Annotated in this window: 13 protein-coding genes; 8 read left to right on the top strand and 5 right to left on the bottom strand. The window is 34.4% G+C overall.

Annotation, left to right across the window (positions count from 1 at the left end):
• Window positions 1-406: 406 nt before the first annotated feature.
• The 6 genes from pspA to BM088_RS16840 all read left to right on the top strand — a co-directional run bounded on the left by pspA (window position 407) and on the right by BM088_RS16840 (window position 4,012).
• Window positions 407-1,063: a phage shock protein PspA gene (gene pspA, locus BM088_RS16865; RefSeq protein ID WP_091986989.1), complete on the top strand. Its 657-nt coding sequence runs from the start codon at window positions 407-409 to the stop codon at window positions 1,061-1,063.
• A gap of 26 nt (window positions 1,064-1,089) precedes the next feature.
• Complete coding sequence (locus BM088_RS16860) at window positions 1,090-1,293, top strand: PspC domain-containing protein (RefSeq protein WP_091986987.1); 204 nt, start codon at window positions 1,090-1,092, stop codon at window positions 1,291-1,293.
• Window positions 1,294-1,320: 27 nt separating this feature from the next.
• On the top strand, window positions 1,321-1,662 hold the full coding sequence (locus tag BM088_RS16855) for a hypothetical protein (protein WP_091986984.1): 342 nt from the start codon (window positions 1,321-1,323) through the stop codon (window positions 1,660-1,662).
• A gap of 121 nt (window positions 1,663-1,783) precedes the next feature.
• On the top strand, window positions 1,784-2,212 hold the full coding sequence (locus BM088_RS16850; RefSeq protein ID WP_091986982.1) for a copper chaperone PCu(A)C: 429 nt from the start codon (window positions 1,784-1,786) through the stop codon (window positions 2,210-2,212).
• Between the two features lie 30 nt (window positions 2,213-2,242).
• Complete coding sequence (locus BM088_RS16845; RefSeq protein ID WP_091986979.1) at window positions 2,243-3,229, top strand: DUF2333 family protein; 987 nt, start codon at window positions 2,243-2,245, stop codon at window positions 3,227-3,229.
• 3 nt (window positions 3,230-3,232) lie between these two features.
• Window positions 3,233-4,012: a TIGR04219 family outer membrane beta-barrel protein gene (locus BM088_RS16840; RefSeq protein ID WP_091986977.1), complete on the top strand. Its 780-nt coding sequence runs from the start codon at window positions 3,233-3,235 to the stop codon at window positions 4,010-4,012.
• Window positions 4,013-4,084: 72 nt separating this feature from the next.
• Here the strand turns inward: BM088_RS16840 and BM088_RS16835 are convergent, their stop codons facing one another.
• Together BM088_RS16835 and BM088_RS16830 are read right to left on the bottom strand one after the other, a co-directional pair.
• Window positions 4,085-4,963 (bottom strand): TIGR03899 family protein, encoded by an 879-nt coding sequence (locus BM088_RS16835; RefSeq protein WP_091986974.1) that lies wholly within the window; start codon window positions 4,961-4,963, stop codon window positions 4,085-4,087.
• Window position 4,964: 1 nt separating this feature from the next.
• Window positions 4,965-5,498, bottom strand: coding sequence for an SRPBCC family protein (locus BM088_RS16830; protein WP_091986971.1), 534 nt, complete (start codon window positions 5,496-5,498; stop codon window positions 4,965-4,967).
• A 233-nt stretch (window positions 5,499-5,731) separates the two neighbouring features.
• On the opposite strand from BM088_RS16830, the gene BM088_RS16825 reads away from it, so the two are divergent.
• The gene (locus tag BM088_RS16825) at window positions 5,732-7,930 is read left to right on the top strand and encodes a bifunctional diguanylate cyclase/phosphodiesterase (protein WP_091986969.1); all 2,199 of its coding nucleotides are present in this window, start codon (window positions 5,732-5,734) and stop codon (window positions 7,928-7,930) included.
• A gap of 132 nt (window positions 7,931-8,062) precedes the next feature.
• The gene (locus tag BM088_RS16820; protein ID WP_091986966.1) at window positions 8,063-10,297 is read left to right on the top strand and encodes a YgiQ family radical SAM protein; all 2,235 of its coding nucleotides are present in this window, start codon (window positions 8,063-8,065) and stop codon (window positions 10,295-10,297) included.
• Window positions 10,298-10,387: 90 nt separating this feature from the next.
• On the opposite strand, the gene BM088_RS16815 is transcribed toward BM088_RS16820, so the two are convergent.
• The 3 genes from BM088_RS16815 to coaBC all read right to left on the bottom strand — a co-directional run bounded on the left by BM088_RS16815 (window position 10,388) and on the right by coaBC (window position 15,522).
• Window positions 10,388-13,174 (bottom strand): alpha/beta hydrolase family protein, encoded by a 2,787-nt coding sequence (locus BM088_RS16815; protein WP_091986964.1) that lies wholly within the window; start codon window positions 13,172-13,174, stop codon window positions 10,388-10,390.
• Between the two features lie 433 nt (window positions 13,175-13,607).
• On the bottom strand, window positions 13,608-14,195 hold the full coding sequence (slmA, locus tag BM088_RS16810) for a nucleoid occlusion factor SlmA (protein WP_091986961.1): 588 nt from the start codon (window positions 14,193-14,195) through the stop codon (window positions 13,608-13,610).
• 97 nt (window positions 14,196-14,292) lie between these two features.
• Window positions 14,293-15,522, bottom strand: coding sequence for a bifunctional phosphopantothenoylcysteine decarboxylase/phosphopantothenate--cysteine ligase CoaBC (gene coaBC, locus BM088_RS16805; RefSeq protein WP_091986958.1), 1,230 nt, complete (start codon window positions 15,520-15,522; stop codon window positions 14,293-14,295).
• Window positions 15,523-16,075 lie beyond the last annotated feature (553 nt).

Raw genomic sequence — 16,075 nt, 5'->3', positions numbered from 1 at the left:
TGTATGAAAATGACTTTAGGTTTTTAATAAACGCTAAGTTTTGAACATTATCAAATTTACTCATAATCTCCACTTTTGCTCTAAAGCGAATACCGTTTCTTCATCGCTTTCTCCAAATCGCAGTTAATTTTCAATTTGTTATCTATTTTTAATACAAAAGTTATTTCACCTAATTAATGTGCATTGATGGGTATAAAAAATGATTGGTCAATTTGACTATTCATAATCGTTAAATCAACTAAAAATTAATCGTAATTATCACCATATAATTTTTTAAATTTTAATTACCTGTAAGGCCCTGAATTTAAATGAATTATTTCTATTTTCAAATTGGCATGGCAATTGTAATAGCTATATTTAGTAAATTTAAAAATATAATTATTATTTATTAACAAGGAGAATGGTTATGGGAGTATTTACTCGTCTAACAGATATTATTCAATCAAACATTGCATCAGCACTTGATAAAGCTGAAGACCCAGAAAAATTAGTGCGTTTAATGATCCAGGAAATGGAGCAAACATTGGCTGAGGTGATAAGTACACAAGCTGAATTTTTGGCTGATAAAAAAACACTTAACCGTGAGCTTGAATCAGCGAATCAATCTATTATATTTTGGCAAAAAAAAGCTGAGTTAGCACTTGAAAAGCAGCGAGACGACTTAGCTAAAGCAGCATTAATAGAGAAGAATAAAGCAACTAAGCAAGCTAATAGTTTAAAAGATGAATTAGCTAAAATTGATTCTGCATTGAATCAGTTAAAGGCAGATGTTGATAGCTTACAAGTCAAATTAAACCAGATTAAAATAAAACAAGCGAGTTTAATGCAAAAGGAAGAATCAGCTTTATCTAGATTAAAGGTTCGAACTCATCTACATAGCAATCAAATAAAGGATGCTTTGGCACGTTTTGAATTGGTTGAGCGCAAGGTTGATGAAATTGAAGCGAAAGTAGAATCTTACGATTTAGGAAGTTCAAGTTTACAGCAACAATTTGACGAAATTGAAAAAAACGATGAAATTGAAAGTGAACTAACACAATTGAAAAAGAAACTTGCAGCATAGTGATTTTAGTATTAAAGGAACAAGTTATGAGTAAATATCAAGATACAGATTCATTTTATAAAGATAAATTAAATAAAAAAATATCAGGTATATGTGCTGGTTTAGCTAAAAGTAATAACTTCCCTATTTGGTCAGTTCGATTAGCAACGTTACTGCTATTTTTTATGTTTCCAGTCGCGGTCTTAATTGGTTACTTCATAGGTGCTCTGGTTTTACCTGAACGTTATTGAATACGAAGTGAGAGTTAAGGAGTATTTATGAAAACAATCATTTTTATTAGTTTGATTTTCTTTTTATATGCAAGTGGATTCGTACATTTTGATCACTTTCACATGCATTGGCCGTTTAGCTTTCAGTTTGAAAATTTATGGTTTGAGCCGATTGCTAAAGTAATGCTCGTTATTGCTATCGTTTTTGCAGTAGTTGCTCTGTGTGTTTTTCTAGCGGTGGGAATTGCTGGGATCATTGGTGCTAGCTTACTTGTTGTTGCTGCAGCATTATTATTTAGTGGAGTGGCTGTTTTGTGGCCTTTTTTATTAGTGGGTTTGGTAATTTGGTTATTAGTAGGTGAGAAAAAACAACACTCATCACATTATTAATAAAGCGTACTTAGTTACTTTTTTAAATTAAAATATTCTTTTAAATTAAAACTATAAGATAAGTGCACCAGTTTTGATGTTGGGGTAAAATAAATACATAATAGATAAATTAGGTACGATTATGAAGTTTATTGCCCTTTGCTTAACTTTTTTCATTTTTAATATCAATTCAGCGTTAGCTCATACATTAATAATAGATGCTCAAGTACGCGCTTTTATTCCTGGAACAAGTAGTAGTGTTGCATATTTCACACTTGAAAATGATACTAAAGATATGCGAACGCTTGTTGGTGCTGAAATAAAAGGAGTTGGCCGAGTTGAAATACATCAACATGAATTTATTGATGGTATGATGAAAATGAGCCAATTAACAATGCTTGATATTGCGCCTTTTAGCCAAATTAAATTTCGACCTGGGGGTTTACATTTAATGTTATTTGAACCAACAAAGTTGATAAAGGCCGGTGAAACCACCATATTAAAACTTCACTTTTTTAAAGGTGAGTCTATTTCTATTCAAGCTAATATTGTAAAACTGGGTCAAGAATAATAAGACCATAGCCATCAATAAGGGAGCGTTATGTTTGAACATAAAGGTAAAATAGCGACAGGGCTATTAAGTATTTTATTAATTAATTATTGTTTGGCTGTATATTGGAGTTTTGAGCCTGCAGTATTTAATGTAAAGCAAGAAGCCCAGCAACACGCAGGTGAAAAAAGTCAAAAATTAGTTGTTGGCTATGTTACAACATCAGCTTTAATTAAAGTGGCTAGTACTTTGTTAGATAAGCCTGGTGGGTATCTTTCAAATGATATGATGCCACCTTCTGTATTTATGGATAACATGCCTGCCTGGGAGTATGGAGCTTTAGAAATGACCAGAGATCTTGCGCTATCAATGCGTAAAGATTTTAGCCGTTCGCAATCTCAGTCTACAGAGCATATCGCTCTAAAAAAAGCACAGCCTCAGTTTAACATTAGCTCTACTGCTTGGGCATGGCCTAGTGCAGAATCAGAATATCAAAAAGGTATCGATCATTTAATACAATACAGAAATGGTATTGCAGATCAAAATGAAAATTCAAGTCAATTTTATGCTCGAGCCGATAATTTAAGAGAATGGTTAAAAGAGTCTGAAAAAAGATTAGGTAGCTTAAGCCAACGGTTAAGCGCAAGTGTTGGTCAAGAAAGGATTAATACAGATTTAGCTGGCGATAGTGCTGCACAGCAGGCAACGCAAACTCCAAAACAAAACCAAATAAAAACATCTTGGTGGTTAATTGATGATGTATTTTATGAAGCAAGAGGGGCATCTTGGGCGTTACTTCATTTTTTAAAAGCAGCTGAATTTGATTTTTCTGATGTTTTAGAGAAAAAGAATGCTAAAATTAGTTTACAACAAATAATCAGAGAGTTAGAAGCAACTCAAGAGACTGTTTGGAGCCCTATGATTTTAAATGGTAGCGGTTTTGGCATAGGTGCAAATCATTCTTTAGTAATGGCTAATTATATTTCTAGAGCAAACGCCGCTTTGATTGAACTTTCAGAACTTTTAGCACAGGGATAAATTATGAAAAAGCATTATTTAGCAGCTTTACTTGCAACAGGCCTAGTCACAACAAGTTTTCTTGCTCCGTTAGCACAAGCTGATACGATATTGGGTGTTTATGCTGGCGTAGAGGGCTGGCGCTCAGAAACAACGGGTAACTTTTCCGAAGGGAATGGCACTTCAGAATCTTTTAATTTTGAAGATGAATCTTTGACTAATTTTTATGTTGCATTAGAGCACCCTATTCCTTTAGTGCCTAATGTTAAGATTAAACATAATGAAATTGAAGTTAATGGTACTACTACTTTAACCTCTGGTTTTGAATTTGGGGATACTGTTTACCAAGTCGGTTCAAAAGCAAATGCAGTTTCTGATTTATCACATAACGATTTTGTTTTTTATTATGAGATATTTGATAATTCTTTAGTTTCAATTGATTTAGGTTTTAACATTAAGCAGTTTGATGGCAGTATTGCTGTGACTGGAACAGATGGCACGAATACAATCTCTGAAAAAGAAAACTTTTCAGGTTATGTTCCTTTAGGTTACGCAGCTTTAGAAGCGGGTCTTCCTTTCACAGGTTTAAGTGTATTTTTTGAAGGTAGTTTATTGGCTATTGATGATAGTAAAATTCAAGATTATCAAGTAGGTGTTGCCTGGGAAGTCATTGATAATATGGCGGTGGATGTTGCAATTAAGCTTGGTTATCGTTCATTATTATTAGAGCTTGATGATGTTGATGACATTACAACTGACTTAGAAGTTGAAGGTCCATTTTTGGGTGTTCAAGTGCATTTCTAACGATTAGCCAAAGTTTTAATCAATAAAAAAGCGAGAATGATATCTCGCTTTTTTATTGACTAAATTCTATATCTAACGCCAGATTAATTCAAAATCACGTAAAAAAATAGACTCTAGTTGATGTTTAAATTGATTATTAATAGGGGAGTTTGATAATTGAATTAACTCACTTCCTGTTTGTGTGAGTTTGTAATAATTCAGTACTAAGCCTGATGTTTTTGCTTTTAGGGTGAGTTCTGCATTTTGATATATAAGCTGATATTCATCACCTGTCTTTAATTCTGATGATTCAATTTCTTGGGCGTATATAATATCAATATCAATTAGAGTTAAAATATCAGGAAAGTTTAATCCTGCTTTACTTAAGTTTAAGTGGTTTTTATTTTGTAAGCGTAAAAAGCTAAAAAGAGAGGGTCTTTTATAATAACTTAACAAGATTAGACTACTACTATCAAGTATATTTTTAGCGCTCAAGCCCCCACATAATTGTAAAGCACTAGCCTCTCTTTGTGTCATTTGTTTTAAAGTTAATAAACTTTTATAGGAAAAGGTACCTGGACGAGTTGTTTCACCCATCATTATTTTTGCCCATAATTGTTGCATTTTTTTATTTGAGCTGTCTTCAGCTAAGCTAATAAAGCGCTCGACCCAATCAGGATCGGGAGACTGCTCAGATACTGTATGAGGGCAATAGTCTAATGCTAATGCCATAATTGATTCTATATTTTGTTGTTTTCGTAGTAATGCTAATCTTTGTCTTTTCTGTGCGCGTTGTTGTAATGTTTCGCTCATATCTATTGTGTATTTTGGTTCAACACCATGTTTGCTTGCTATGGTATTTTCTTGCTTAAGTAATGGTTCTACAGGTTCGCTTTTATGTATTTTAGTACCGAGTTTTCTTTTTATTATATGGGCTAAATTATCACTGGCTGAAGATATTTTTAAATCCATTTTAAGTATCACTCTTATTTTTTAAATTCATTTCAGTCTGACTTTTCAGATTTTCCAGCCCTAATTCAAGACTAGATGAAAAAATATATTTTATAAAAAGTACTTCATATCCAGCAGTAATCAAAGCATGATTACTGCCACTTAATTCCCAGGTCACTAAGGTACTCTTTTTATTTTTTTGGTAACTAATTGACGATGTAGCCAAGTGTTCATCATTAAAAATCATATTATAGTGCACACCCGTTTGATTTACTTGAATAAAAGTTAACTCTCCTTTTCCTGATTTTCCAAACCAAGATTGGTTTGCGCCAACTCCTTTCGTTTTGTTTCCTAATTTCATTTTGATTGAGGGATCAATAATTTCCCACGGTGACCAAGTCTTCCAATGGGCTAAATCATTTACCCAATAATGAATATCTGAGGGTTTTGCATTAATTTTGATACTTTTTTCTATATGGTATTGTGTTGGTAAAAATAGACCAATAATGATTATATTTAAGAAAATAAGAAATAATAATTTGAGCGACTTTTTCATTAAACTACCTTTTATTTCATTAAGCCATAAGCTCTTTTTAAAGAATTGTTTGTTAATATAATCAAGGTAATAATTGTAACTTAATTGCTGTGGAACTACATTTTTTTACGGATATTCAACTATAATGATTGAAGGTTGCGTAGAACTTCCATATATTTATACTAGTAACACTATAATAAAAAACGTGATTGTAACAATCTTATAATAATCAATTTCTTAATTGTTGAGGTGACATGACTGAAACAGACCGTGATGACTTCCTTTTTTTACAAGAGGATGAACCTGAGCAAGAAGTTCAGCATTGTGAATTTTGGGATGTATTGATTGTTGATGATGATCCTGAAATTCATTCAGTTACACAGTTAGCATTATCAGGTGTTTTATTCTGGGATAAACCTCTTAGGTTTTTCCATGCATATTCTGGTAAAGAGACCATTGATTTTTTATCTACACATTCAAATATAGCCGTCGTACTACTTGATGTCGTAATGGAAACAGATGATGCAGGTTTAATTGCTGTTCAGAAAATTCGAGAAACACTCAATAATCATAATATTCGTATTATCTTAAGAACGGGCCAGCCGGGTTATGCACCGGAAGAGCAAGTCATCCGTGAATATGACATAAATGATTACAAAACTAAAACAGAATTAACACGTAGCAAGTTAGTGACATCTTTGGTTGCTGCAATTCGTTCTTATGAGCAACTTTGCCAATTAGAAGTGCAAAGTTTAGGTTTAGAAAAAGTTATCTCGGCTTCTAAATCTATATTAGGTATCACAGATATTACTGATTTTTCAAATGCGGTGGTTACTCAGCTAGCAGATATATTAGCTTGCCCTGCATTAGGGGTTTTATGTGGCCAAAATGAGCAAGGGTTATTGGTTTTAGGTGGAAGTTCTGACTATCAAGGTCATATTGGTACTGGTATTGAGCAGTTAGATAATGGTAGAGCTATTCATCAAATTCAAAATTGTTTAACGCAATTAAAGCTACAGGTTACTGAATTTGATGTAACTTTTTTATTAAGTGAAAATGATCAAAAAGCGGCCGTTTTTCTTGAGATCATAAATACTCCCACAGAAGCACAACTACAGTTTGCAGAAATATTTTTAACTAATGTAAGTGTTGGTTTTGATAATATAAAGCTATTTAATAACCTCAGAAATTCAGCTTTTAAAGATGCTTTAACAGGCCTGTCTAATCGTACCGATTTTGTTGAGAGAGTGGCTTTGTTTGCTAATAATTCGGAACAATCTAACTGTTTATTTTTAGTTGATATCTCGCAATTCTCAGATATAAACAATGGTTTAGGGCAAGATATAGGTAACTTATTATTAAAGTCGGTTGTGACGCGATTGCAAGAAGAGTTATCTAGCGCTAAATTGCTTGCACGTATCGGAGCTGATGTTTTTGCCATTGTAATAGAAAAGTCTTTATTAGAACCAATGAGGTTAAATGAAATATTAAATGTGCCTTTTAGGGCCGGAGAGCATTTATTACCTATTAACTTTACATTTGGTATTTGTGAAGGCCAGTATTTTCATTCGAGTGGTTTGCAAACACTTAAAAGTGCTTATATCGCACTTAATCTTGCTAAAAAGAAACCGCAATTAAATTTTGAGTTTTACCATCCTGAAATGGAAGAAAAAATGACTTGGCGTTTGGGAATTATTCGCCAATTAAGACAAGACTTTTCAGATAATAAATTAAAAGTTTGGTATCAACCTCAAATTGATTTTAAAAATTTAAAAATGATTGGGTGTGAAGCACTTTTACGTTGGCCAACAAGTGATGGGAAGTTTATTTCACCCGCTGTTTTTGTTCCTTTAGCCGAACATGCGGGTTTAATTATTGACATTGGACAGTGGGTATTAGAGCAAGCCTGTATACAGCAAAAGTATTTAGAATCGATTGGTTATAAAGTAAGGATGGCTGTAAATGTCTCAGTTCCTCAATTTCGAGACCCGAATTATGTACAGCAAGTTAAAAATACGCTTAAAAAGTATGGAGTAGAGCCGCACTATTTAGAACTTGAGGTAACAGAAAGCATTGTAATGGATGAGCCTGAAGTGGTTATCAATGTGCTTACGGAGTTAAAAGAGTTTGGAATTGAAATTGCGATTGATGATTTTGGTACTGGTTTTTCGTCATTAAGCTATTTACAAAAATTGCCTATCAATAGAATTAAAATCGATAGGGCATTTGTTAAAGATATTCCAGAAAAAGATGCGGGTGCCATTGCAGAATTAATTGTTTCTTTAGGTAAAAAAATGAACCTTAAAACAATTGCTGAAGGCATAGAAACACAAGATCAAGCCGATTATTTAATTAATTTAGGCTGTGATGAAGCGCAAGGTTTTATGTATTCAAAACCACTACCAGTAGAGCAGTTAATTGAATTTGTGAAAGAAAATAGTATTTCAACTTAACCTTAAGATAATTTCATTACATTTTCGAGTGTTTAATTTTAAATTGGATTTTCCTGTTTGTTTTTTAATCAATTCACCTTGAGGTAAAACTCAGGTATAATCCGCAACCTTTGCATTTATCTGAGTTATTGCATGATCACGTTATCATCCCATCGCGAGCTGTTTTCTTACCCTAAATATTGGGCTGAATGTTACGATACAGCGCCTTTTTTACCTACTACTCGTGCTGAAATGGATGCATTAGGTTGGGATAGTTGTGATGTGATAGTTGTAACGGGTGATGCATACATAGATCATCCCAGTTTTGGTATGGCTGTGATTGGTAGAGTTCTTGAAGCGCAAGGCTTTCGGGTTGGTATTATTTCTCAACCGGATTGGCAAAACAAAGATGCTTTTATGAGTTTAGGTAAACCTAACTTATTTTACGGTGTCACTGGCGGAAATATGGATTCGATGATCAATCGCTATACCGCTGAAAAACGTATGCGTCATGATGATGCTTATACACCAGATAATATAGGCGGAAAGCGTCCAGATCGTGCTGTATTAGTATATAGCCAACGTTGTAAAGAAGCTTATAAGGATGTACCTGTTGTAATCGGTGGCATAGAAGCAAGTTTACGCAGAACTGCACATTTTGATTATTGGTCTGAAAAAGTACGACGTAGTGTTATTTTTGATGCTAAAGCCGATATTCTTATTTATGGTAATGCAGAGAGGCCTCTTGTAGAGGTAGCGCACAGAATTGCAAATGGCGAATCAGTTGACACTATTCATAATGTTCGTGGAACGGCTGTTATTCGTAAAACACCTTTAGATGGTTGGCGAGGTTCAGATTCAACCGCCATTGATAAAATTGGCAAAATAGATCCTATTCCCAATCCGTATGGTGCAGATGATGTTGGCTGTAGTAAATCTGAATTTAAACAAGCAGGTATTGATTTAGACAGTGATGCTGCAAAGCCTATCACAGTACAAGCTGCACCGGTAAGGGTTAAAGGGCAAAGGTTAAAACCTTGGGAAAATACCTACGTTAAATTACCTGCTTTTGAGCAAGTAAGTGTTAACAAACCTTTATATGCTCATGCTTCTCGTATTTTACATCAAGAAACTAATTCAGGTTGTGCAAGAGCGTTATTTCAACGCCATGGTGACCGTCATGTTTGGGTAAATCCACCTGCAATTCCACTTGCAACAGCTGAAATGGATCATGTATTTGATTTACCTTATCAACGTATTCCACACCCAAGTTATGGCGATAAAAAAATACCTGCATTTGATATGATAAAAACCTCGGTAAATATTATGCGAGGGTGTTTTGGTGGCTGTTCATTTTGTTCAATTACAGAGCATGAAGGTCGCGTGATCCAAAGCCGTTCTGAAGAGTCTATTATCAATGAAATTGAAAATATAAGAGATAAAGTGCCTGGTTTCACTGGAGTCATTTCTGATTTAGGTGGTCCAACCGCTAATATGTATAAATTGGGCTGTAAAAGTGAAAAGGCTGAAAGCACTTGTCGTCGTCTATCTTGTGTTTTCCCTGAAATTTGTAAGCACATGGATACAGATCATAGTCCTACTATATCTTTATATAAAAAAGCCCGTCAGGTTAAAGGCATTAAAAAAATATTAATTGCTTCAGGTGTTCGTTATGATTTAGCAATTGAAGATCCGCGCTATATTAAAGAGTTAGCATCACATCATGTTGGTGGATATTTAAAAATTGCACCAGAGCATACTGAAGAAGGGCCGTTATCTCGTATGATGAAGCCGGGTATGGGGACTTATGATAAGTTTAAAGCGCTATTTGATAAATACTCAAAAGAAGCAGGGAAAAAACAATATTTAATTCCTTATTTTATTTCGGCACATCCAGGCACAACTGATAAAGATATGGTGAATTTAGCGATTTGGTTAAAATCACAAAACTTTAAACTTGATCAAGTGCAAAATTTTTACCCCTCACCTATGGCAAATGCGACAACTATTTATCATACGGAGATGAATTCACTTCGTAATATAAAAAATAATAAAGATCATGTACCGGTGCCTAAGGGGGCGCGTCAACGTCGGCTACATAAAGCAATATTAAGATACCATGATCCTGCTGGTTGGCCGATAATTCGTGAAGCTTTACGAAAAATGGGTATGGCAAACTTAATAGGCAAAGCCCCACAACATTTAGTACCACCAGAGTCTAGAGATGAACAAAGAGGTTCAGGTAAAGTGGCGGGGAAATTCCCAAATAATAAATCGCTAGCGGCAAAAAGAGGTGGGCGCCCAGCGCTTTCGCGTCATACAGGTGCAAGCCAGTTTAATACCGCAAATACAAAACCGAGAGTCGGGGATAATAAGAAGCGTAAGTAAAAATTACTTTCAATAAAATAAAAAAGCAGTGATTTAAGAATCACTGCTTTTTTATAACTAACAAAACTGTAGCTTTAAGAATGAAACAAATTACTCTTCAATAAAAGCTTCGCCTTCTTGCATCCATAAAGGAGCTGGTTTTCCTTTAAGGTGATGATCAAAATATGCCATCATACGGATTGAAAAATCGACCTGATTAGGGAATTTTTTTAAATGATGTGGCTCACCTTCATATTGTAAAAATATCGCATCTTTACCTGCCCTACGTAATGCTAAATAATATTGCACACCTTCTTGCCATGGTACCGCATCATCTTTATCACCAAACATGATCATAATTGGTGTTTTTACTTTATCTGCAAAAAATACAGGTGAATTTTCGATATAAAGCTCAGGAGCTTCAAATAACGTTTTACCTATTCTGCTTTGACCTGTTTCATATTGAAATTGACGTGCTAAACCTGACTTTAAACGAATGCCACTATAAGCACTGGTCATATTTGAAACAGGAGCGCCAGATACAACAGCTTTGAACATATCTGTTTGAGTGATCATAAATGCACTTTGGTAACCAGCCCAAGAATGTCCTTGTAAACCAATTTTATTTGGATCAGCTACACCAAGATCTATGAGTTTTTGTGCTGCATTTATCATTGTCTTGGTTGATGAACGACCTGGATAGCCTAATTCAAAGCGTATATCGGGTAAAAATATTGCGTATCCATTTGATGTAAACATTGGAAAATTAGGTCTATGATTTAACGTCATTTTTGGAAAGTCATACATGCGCTGACTCATATAACGATAAAAATATATAACAACGGGCAGTTTGTCGCCTTTTTTATAGCCTTCAGGCTTAATTAAAACTCCTTGTAAATCTTCACCATCCCAACCTTTATAGCTTATAAGCTCAGGTTTTTGTGCCCATGAAAAATCTTTCATTTGAGGATTTAAATGAGTAATTTGTTTTTTATTTTCAAAGTTAATATCTGTTTGCCAGATATCTGGAAATTGATGGTAGCTTTGTTGTGTAAATAGCACTTTATTTGAATATTTTGCTTTTTTGAGTAAATCAAAGCGTGCTTTGCCGGTTAATACTTTGGTTAAAGCATTATTAGTTAAGTTTAATTTTGAAATTTCAGTTTGTTTGTCTTTAAGATTAACTGCTTTAATAAATATCGAACTGTCTTGTTTGAAACCCACTGTATTTTTATCAAGTTTAATGACACGGTAGCGGGTATTGCTTTTTTTACCGTAAGTTAATCGTTTTGCTTTTAATGAAGTTGTATTAAATGCCCAAATGTCATATTTATCGTAAACTAAAACGGCGCTTCCATCTGTCATCCAACCTGCAAAACCATAACCGAGCACTTCTGTGGGGTAATCATGCTGGTCATCACTAAAGCTGCTTTTAACTTCTTTGGTTAGATTATATAGCTTAGCTGTTTGCATGTTCTTAAGTTGAACATGTCCTTTATTAAAATAGGCAGCAAACCGTCCTTTAGGAGATAAAACTGGCTTTGAGCGAGTATTTTTAACGATTATTTTACGTTTACCTGTATGTATATCAACAGCATAATAATCATCAAAAAAACCATCAAACATGATTTTTTCTAAGTGTTGATTATTTGATTGGCCAAGTAGGGATAACCTTTCTTTATGTAAATTGACATTATTCATATCTGGCGTTGCCAATTGAATACTTTGCTTATTTGATACATGATAAACAGCTTGATAATGACGATTTTTATTATCTTTATCCCAGGTTATGTGCTCTCTGGGTTTTATTTGAACATCTTTGTTATGCCAAATTTTCAAACCTTTTTGTGCCCGTATAGTCTCAAAATTAACTAAGTCATCCGGTGTTTCATATTTCTTTTTATCTATTTTTTTATCAAGTTTAGGACGGGTTTCAAAATAAAGCCGTTCGCCTTTTTCTGACCAGTCTATTTTAGCCGTTTTACCTATAAACCAATTTTTTTCAGGTATTGTAACTTCAGTTAATTTACTTTTTTTATCATGCCAAATATGAAGGTGATGTTTTCGACGACGTTTATCATCATTGCTGTAATTACCTGTGCTAAATGCAACGCTGGCATTTTTTGGGTGCCAGCTTATTTGGCTTACAACTATGCCGGGGTCATTCATTATTGAAGTCGAGGTCATATTTCTATTTAAATCAACTAAAGTAATTTGATTCTCTATACCATTTTTAAAAACTTCACTCACCAATATTTGAGCGCTGATATGACTCATGTCATAATTTAAAATATTGTCTAGATGATGGGTTTCTTGAGTCTTTAAGTTAACAATAATTAATTTGAGCGGTTTATCTTTTTTATCTGGTTTTAATTTAGACTTGTCTTTTTTTTCCGTGTTTTTATCTGTTATTTTGTTTTCATTGTCAGGAGTTTTTTTATCTGACTTTTGATCTAAACGATAGGCAAGCCAGTTACCATCATCTGATAACTTGAAATCTTTTACATTTTCAAATTCGAATTTTTCAGCTGTTACGGTGTTTATAATTGTAAGTGAGTTTTTAAGCTCTTTCTTTTCTTTTTTTGATGCGCTTTCTATTTTCAACAGACTCGGTTTAATCGTAAAAGCAACCCAGTTAGCATTTTTATTGATAACAGGTTCTGTGCCCATTGGGATTTGGGCTAGCAAGTGATTATTTGTTAGATCATAAATATGGCCTTGAGCATTACCGCGATAAGGTTGAGCTGAAAAAGCCAAAACCTTTCCATTTTCAGATAACTGTTGTGATTTTGCATATTTAAAATCAAATACATCATTAAACTTCAGTGCTTTTTGTGCATAGGCTGAAGTTGCAACCATTATAATTGCACCAGCTATTAAAGAGGAAAGTTGTTTCATAAATTTAACTTAGAACTACTGATTTGTTTCAAAGGTAGGTTCATTGTAAACATTCAATAAGCAAGGTCGAGTTAAATAAGATGAATAGATAAAAAAATGATATGAATATAATAGGTAAAGATATTTTTTTGATTAAAGGTGCCTACATTTATACTTGCAGCCTATCAAAGTGCGGATTTCAGAGCTTGTGGAGGTCATCAGATCAAGGCATCACTTGAAGCCAATGGTTACTCCCTTAGTTAAAGAGGTAACGCTGAGCTATTTTTCCCTCAGGCTTCCAGAGGGCAAACCCAATTAAAATCATTTTTTTTTGTTGTGAAAGTTTAAAGGGGAATAACCACATCTTCACTTTCACGCCTAGAGTATAACTCAGATTTGGCTTGCTAAAACCCCATATTATTAAGGGTTACGGGTGTAAGTAGGTACTTACGAGTTATTGCCAAGCTAAAGCGAGTTGTGGCCATTGAGCTTCAAATGATACGCTGGGTTTTTGTTTGAAGTCAGAACGTACAAACTGGTTCATTTTACCTTCAACAAAAGCTAAGAATAAATTAGCTAATTGGGATTCATCCATATTAAAAGTTCTACCTTCACGTAATTTTCGCTCACGTAATACTTGTTTAAATTGCGTTTCAAGTTTTTCAAATAATCCTTGTATTCGTAAACGCAAACGTTCTTGTTCACCTTGTAGAGCATCACCAGTTAGGATGCGTGTGATCCCTGGGTTTTTTTCAGCAAAGCCTAATAGTAATAATAAAATGTTATAGATACGGCTTTTTGTATCTTTTTCATTATCTAAAATGATATTAATACGCGATAACAAGGTATCTTCAATAAATTCAATTAAGCCTTCAAACATTCTGGCTTTGCTTGGAAAGTGGCGATATAGCGCGGCTTCAGAAACTCCCACTTCAGCTGCGAGTTTAGCCGTTGTGATCCTTTGACCTGGGCTTGTTTCTAGCATATGAGCTAATGATTGCAGTATTTGCTCTTTTCTATTGCTACTTTTTTTTGCAGGCATTTATTATCCCTTACTTCTTGTTCTTATTTTTAGGACTGAATTTTTATTTTATTATTTAATGCTAAGTATGCGCTCTGCATAATAGAGTGCGCACAGTTTAAAAACAAGCATTAGCAATTGTTTTTATGATCTCGATAGCTAATGCTTGCTTAGTATTTTCGGGTAAGTTTAATTGCATATCTTTACCTGATTTATCATACCAATATAGTGTTAAAGCATTTCTGTGTGAATTGAAGCCTAAACCCGGTTGAGAAACATCATTTGCGCAAATCATATTTAAATTTTTATTTTTTAATTTACCTTGTGCATATTGCGCCACATTTTGTGTTTCAGCAGCAAAACCAACGGTAAAAGGTCTGTTTTTTGTTAAATCGGCTACAGAGGCAATTACATCTGGATTTTTAACTAACGTGAGGGTGATTTCATCACCTTGTTTTTTTATTTTTTGTGTTTGGATATCTGCTGCACGATAATCAGCTACGGCAGCACAACCGATAAATATATCTGATTGTGATGCAAGCTCTAACGCTGCTTGCTGCATCTCTCTGGCACTTGAAACGTTTATCCGGTTTATATCTTCAGGCGTAGATAAATTAACTGGGCCACTGATAATATTTACTGTTGCGCCAAGCTGCTTTGCTGCAATGGCCAATGCATATCCCATTTTCCCTGAGCTATGATTGCTAATATAACGAACGGGATCCAACGCTTCTTGAGTGGGTCCTGCTGTGATTGTAATTGTTTTACCTTGTAAAAGTGTATTGTTTTCGTCTAAATTTGAAGATGCAAAAAACTTAATACACTGATCAACTAAGTCTAATGGATCTAACATTCTGCCTAAGCCTAAATCTCCACAGGCTTGTTCCCCACTAGCTGGTCCCCAGATTTTTATATCGCGTTCTTTGAGAGTATTTAAATTAGCTTGTGTTGCTGCGTGAGCATACATTTGTTGATTCATTGCGGGGGCGATAGCCACTTGTGCGGGAGTTGCTAATAAAAGTGTTGTTAACAAGTCATCGGCAATGCCATGGGTCATTTTGGCTATGATATTAGCGGTGGCAGGAGCCACTAAAATTAAATCAGCCCATTTTGCGAATTCAATATGCCCCATAGCAGCTTCTGCTGAGGGATCTAATAAAGAGTCAGAAACTGGCTCTCCTGAAACTGCTTGTAAGGACAAGGGAGTTACAAATGATTGTGCTGATTGAGTCATCACTACTTTTACTTCCATGTCGCGTTCTTTCAAACGTCTTACTAATTCAGGGCATTTGTAAGCAGCAATCCCACCTGAAATAGCTAATAATATTTTTTTGTTTGTATGACTCATGAGCTGGCTTCATTTAGAGCAATAAATATAGGGCATAAGATAACATGTTAGGGCATAGCTTAAAAAGAGTGTCATTTATTTATATTAAAATAACAGTTAAACGCAGGTGAGGTTTTAGTCTTACGAAGATCAAAAAAGGTTAATCGGAGGAAAACAACCAAGTTAAGCTAAAGCTCAATCTACAAAACAGGTATCGACCTGTAGGTGAGGCTTTAGACTTACAAGGTTAAGAGTGATTAAGAGGTGGAAAACAACCCAGTTAAGCTAAAGCTCAACCTACAAAACAGATATCGAATTGTAGGTGAGGCTTTAGCCTTAAGGATCCCCACAAATTTTTGAAGTGATGCCTGTGATCTGTTAAATATACTTTCGCCAAAAAACAAACCTAACAGATACAGACATCAAATGACATTATCCACACTAAATATGATAGATCCAATTAAATTTGATAAACGAATTAAACAGTCATTAATGGAAGCTGTTGATGCAGTTAAACATGGCGCAAGACTGAGTTTAACTTCTATCGGTAGAGCGTTAGCACAGTCAAATAGCT

The sequence above is a fragment of the Pseudoalteromonas denitrificans DSM 6059 genome (genome assembly GCF_900112265.1).
In the GTDB taxonomy this organism is placed as follows: domain Bacteria; phylum Pseudomonadota; class Gammaproteobacteria; order Enterobacterales; family Alteromonadaceae; genus Pseudoalteromonas; species Pseudoalteromonas denitrificans.
The sequence above is the reverse complement of the archived record's forward strand: the minus strand, read 5'-3'. Positions and strand labels throughout refer to the sequence as shown.

Excerpts from the sequence above, each read along its gene's own strand:
- BM088_RS16850 (WP_091986982.1), top strand. The coding sequence starts at position 1,784 with ATGAAGTTTATTGCCCTTTGCTTAACTTTTTTCATTTTTAATATCAAT.
- BM088_RS16820 (WP_091986966.1), top strand. The coding sequence starts at position 8,063 with ATGATCACGTTATCATCCCATCGCGAGCTGTTTTCTTACCCTAAATAT.
- BM088_RS16830 (WP_091986971.1), bottom strand. The coding sequence starts at position 5,498 with ATGAAAAAGTCGCTCAAATTATTATTTCTTATTTTCTTAAATATAATC.
- BM088_RS16835 (WP_091986974.1), bottom strand. The coding sequence starts at position 4,963 with ATGGATTTAAAAATATCTTCAGCCAGTGATAATTTAGCCCATATAATA.
- coaBC (WP_091986958.1), bottom strand. The coding sequence starts at position 15,522 with ATGAGTCATACAAACAAAAAAATATTATTAGCTATTTCAGGTGGGATT.
- BM088_RS16855 (WP_091986984.1), top strand. The coding sequence starts at position 1,321 with ATGAAAACAATCATTTTTATTAGTTTGATTTTCTTTTTATATGCAAGT.
- BM088_RS16815 (WP_091986964.1), bottom strand. The coding sequence starts at position 13,174 with ATGAAACAACTTTCCTCTTTAATAGCTGGTGCAATTATAATGGTTGCA.
- BM088_RS16825 (WP_091986969.1), top strand. The coding sequence starts at position 5,732 with ATGACTGAAACAGACCGTGATGACTTCCTTTTTTTACAAGAGGATGAA.
- BM088_RS16860 (WP_091986987.1), top strand. The coding sequence starts at position 1,090 with ATGAGTAAATATCAAGATACAGATTCATTTTATAAAGATAAATTAAAT.
- slmA (WP_091986961.1), bottom strand. The coding sequence starts at position 14,195 with ATGCCTGCAAAAAAAAGTAGCAATAGAAAAGAGCAAATACTGCAATCA.
- BM088_RS16840 (WP_091986977.1), top strand. The coding sequence starts at position 3,233 with ATGAAAAAGCATTATTTAGCAGCTTTACTTGCAACAGGCCTAGTCACA.
- BM088_RS16845 (WP_091986979.1), top strand. The coding sequence starts at position 2,243 with ATGTTTGAACATAAAGGTAAAATAGCGACAGGGCTATTAAGTATTTTA.
- pspA (WP_091986989.1), top strand. The coding sequence starts at position 407 with ATGGGAGTATTTACTCGTCTAACAGATATTATTCAATCAAACATTGCA.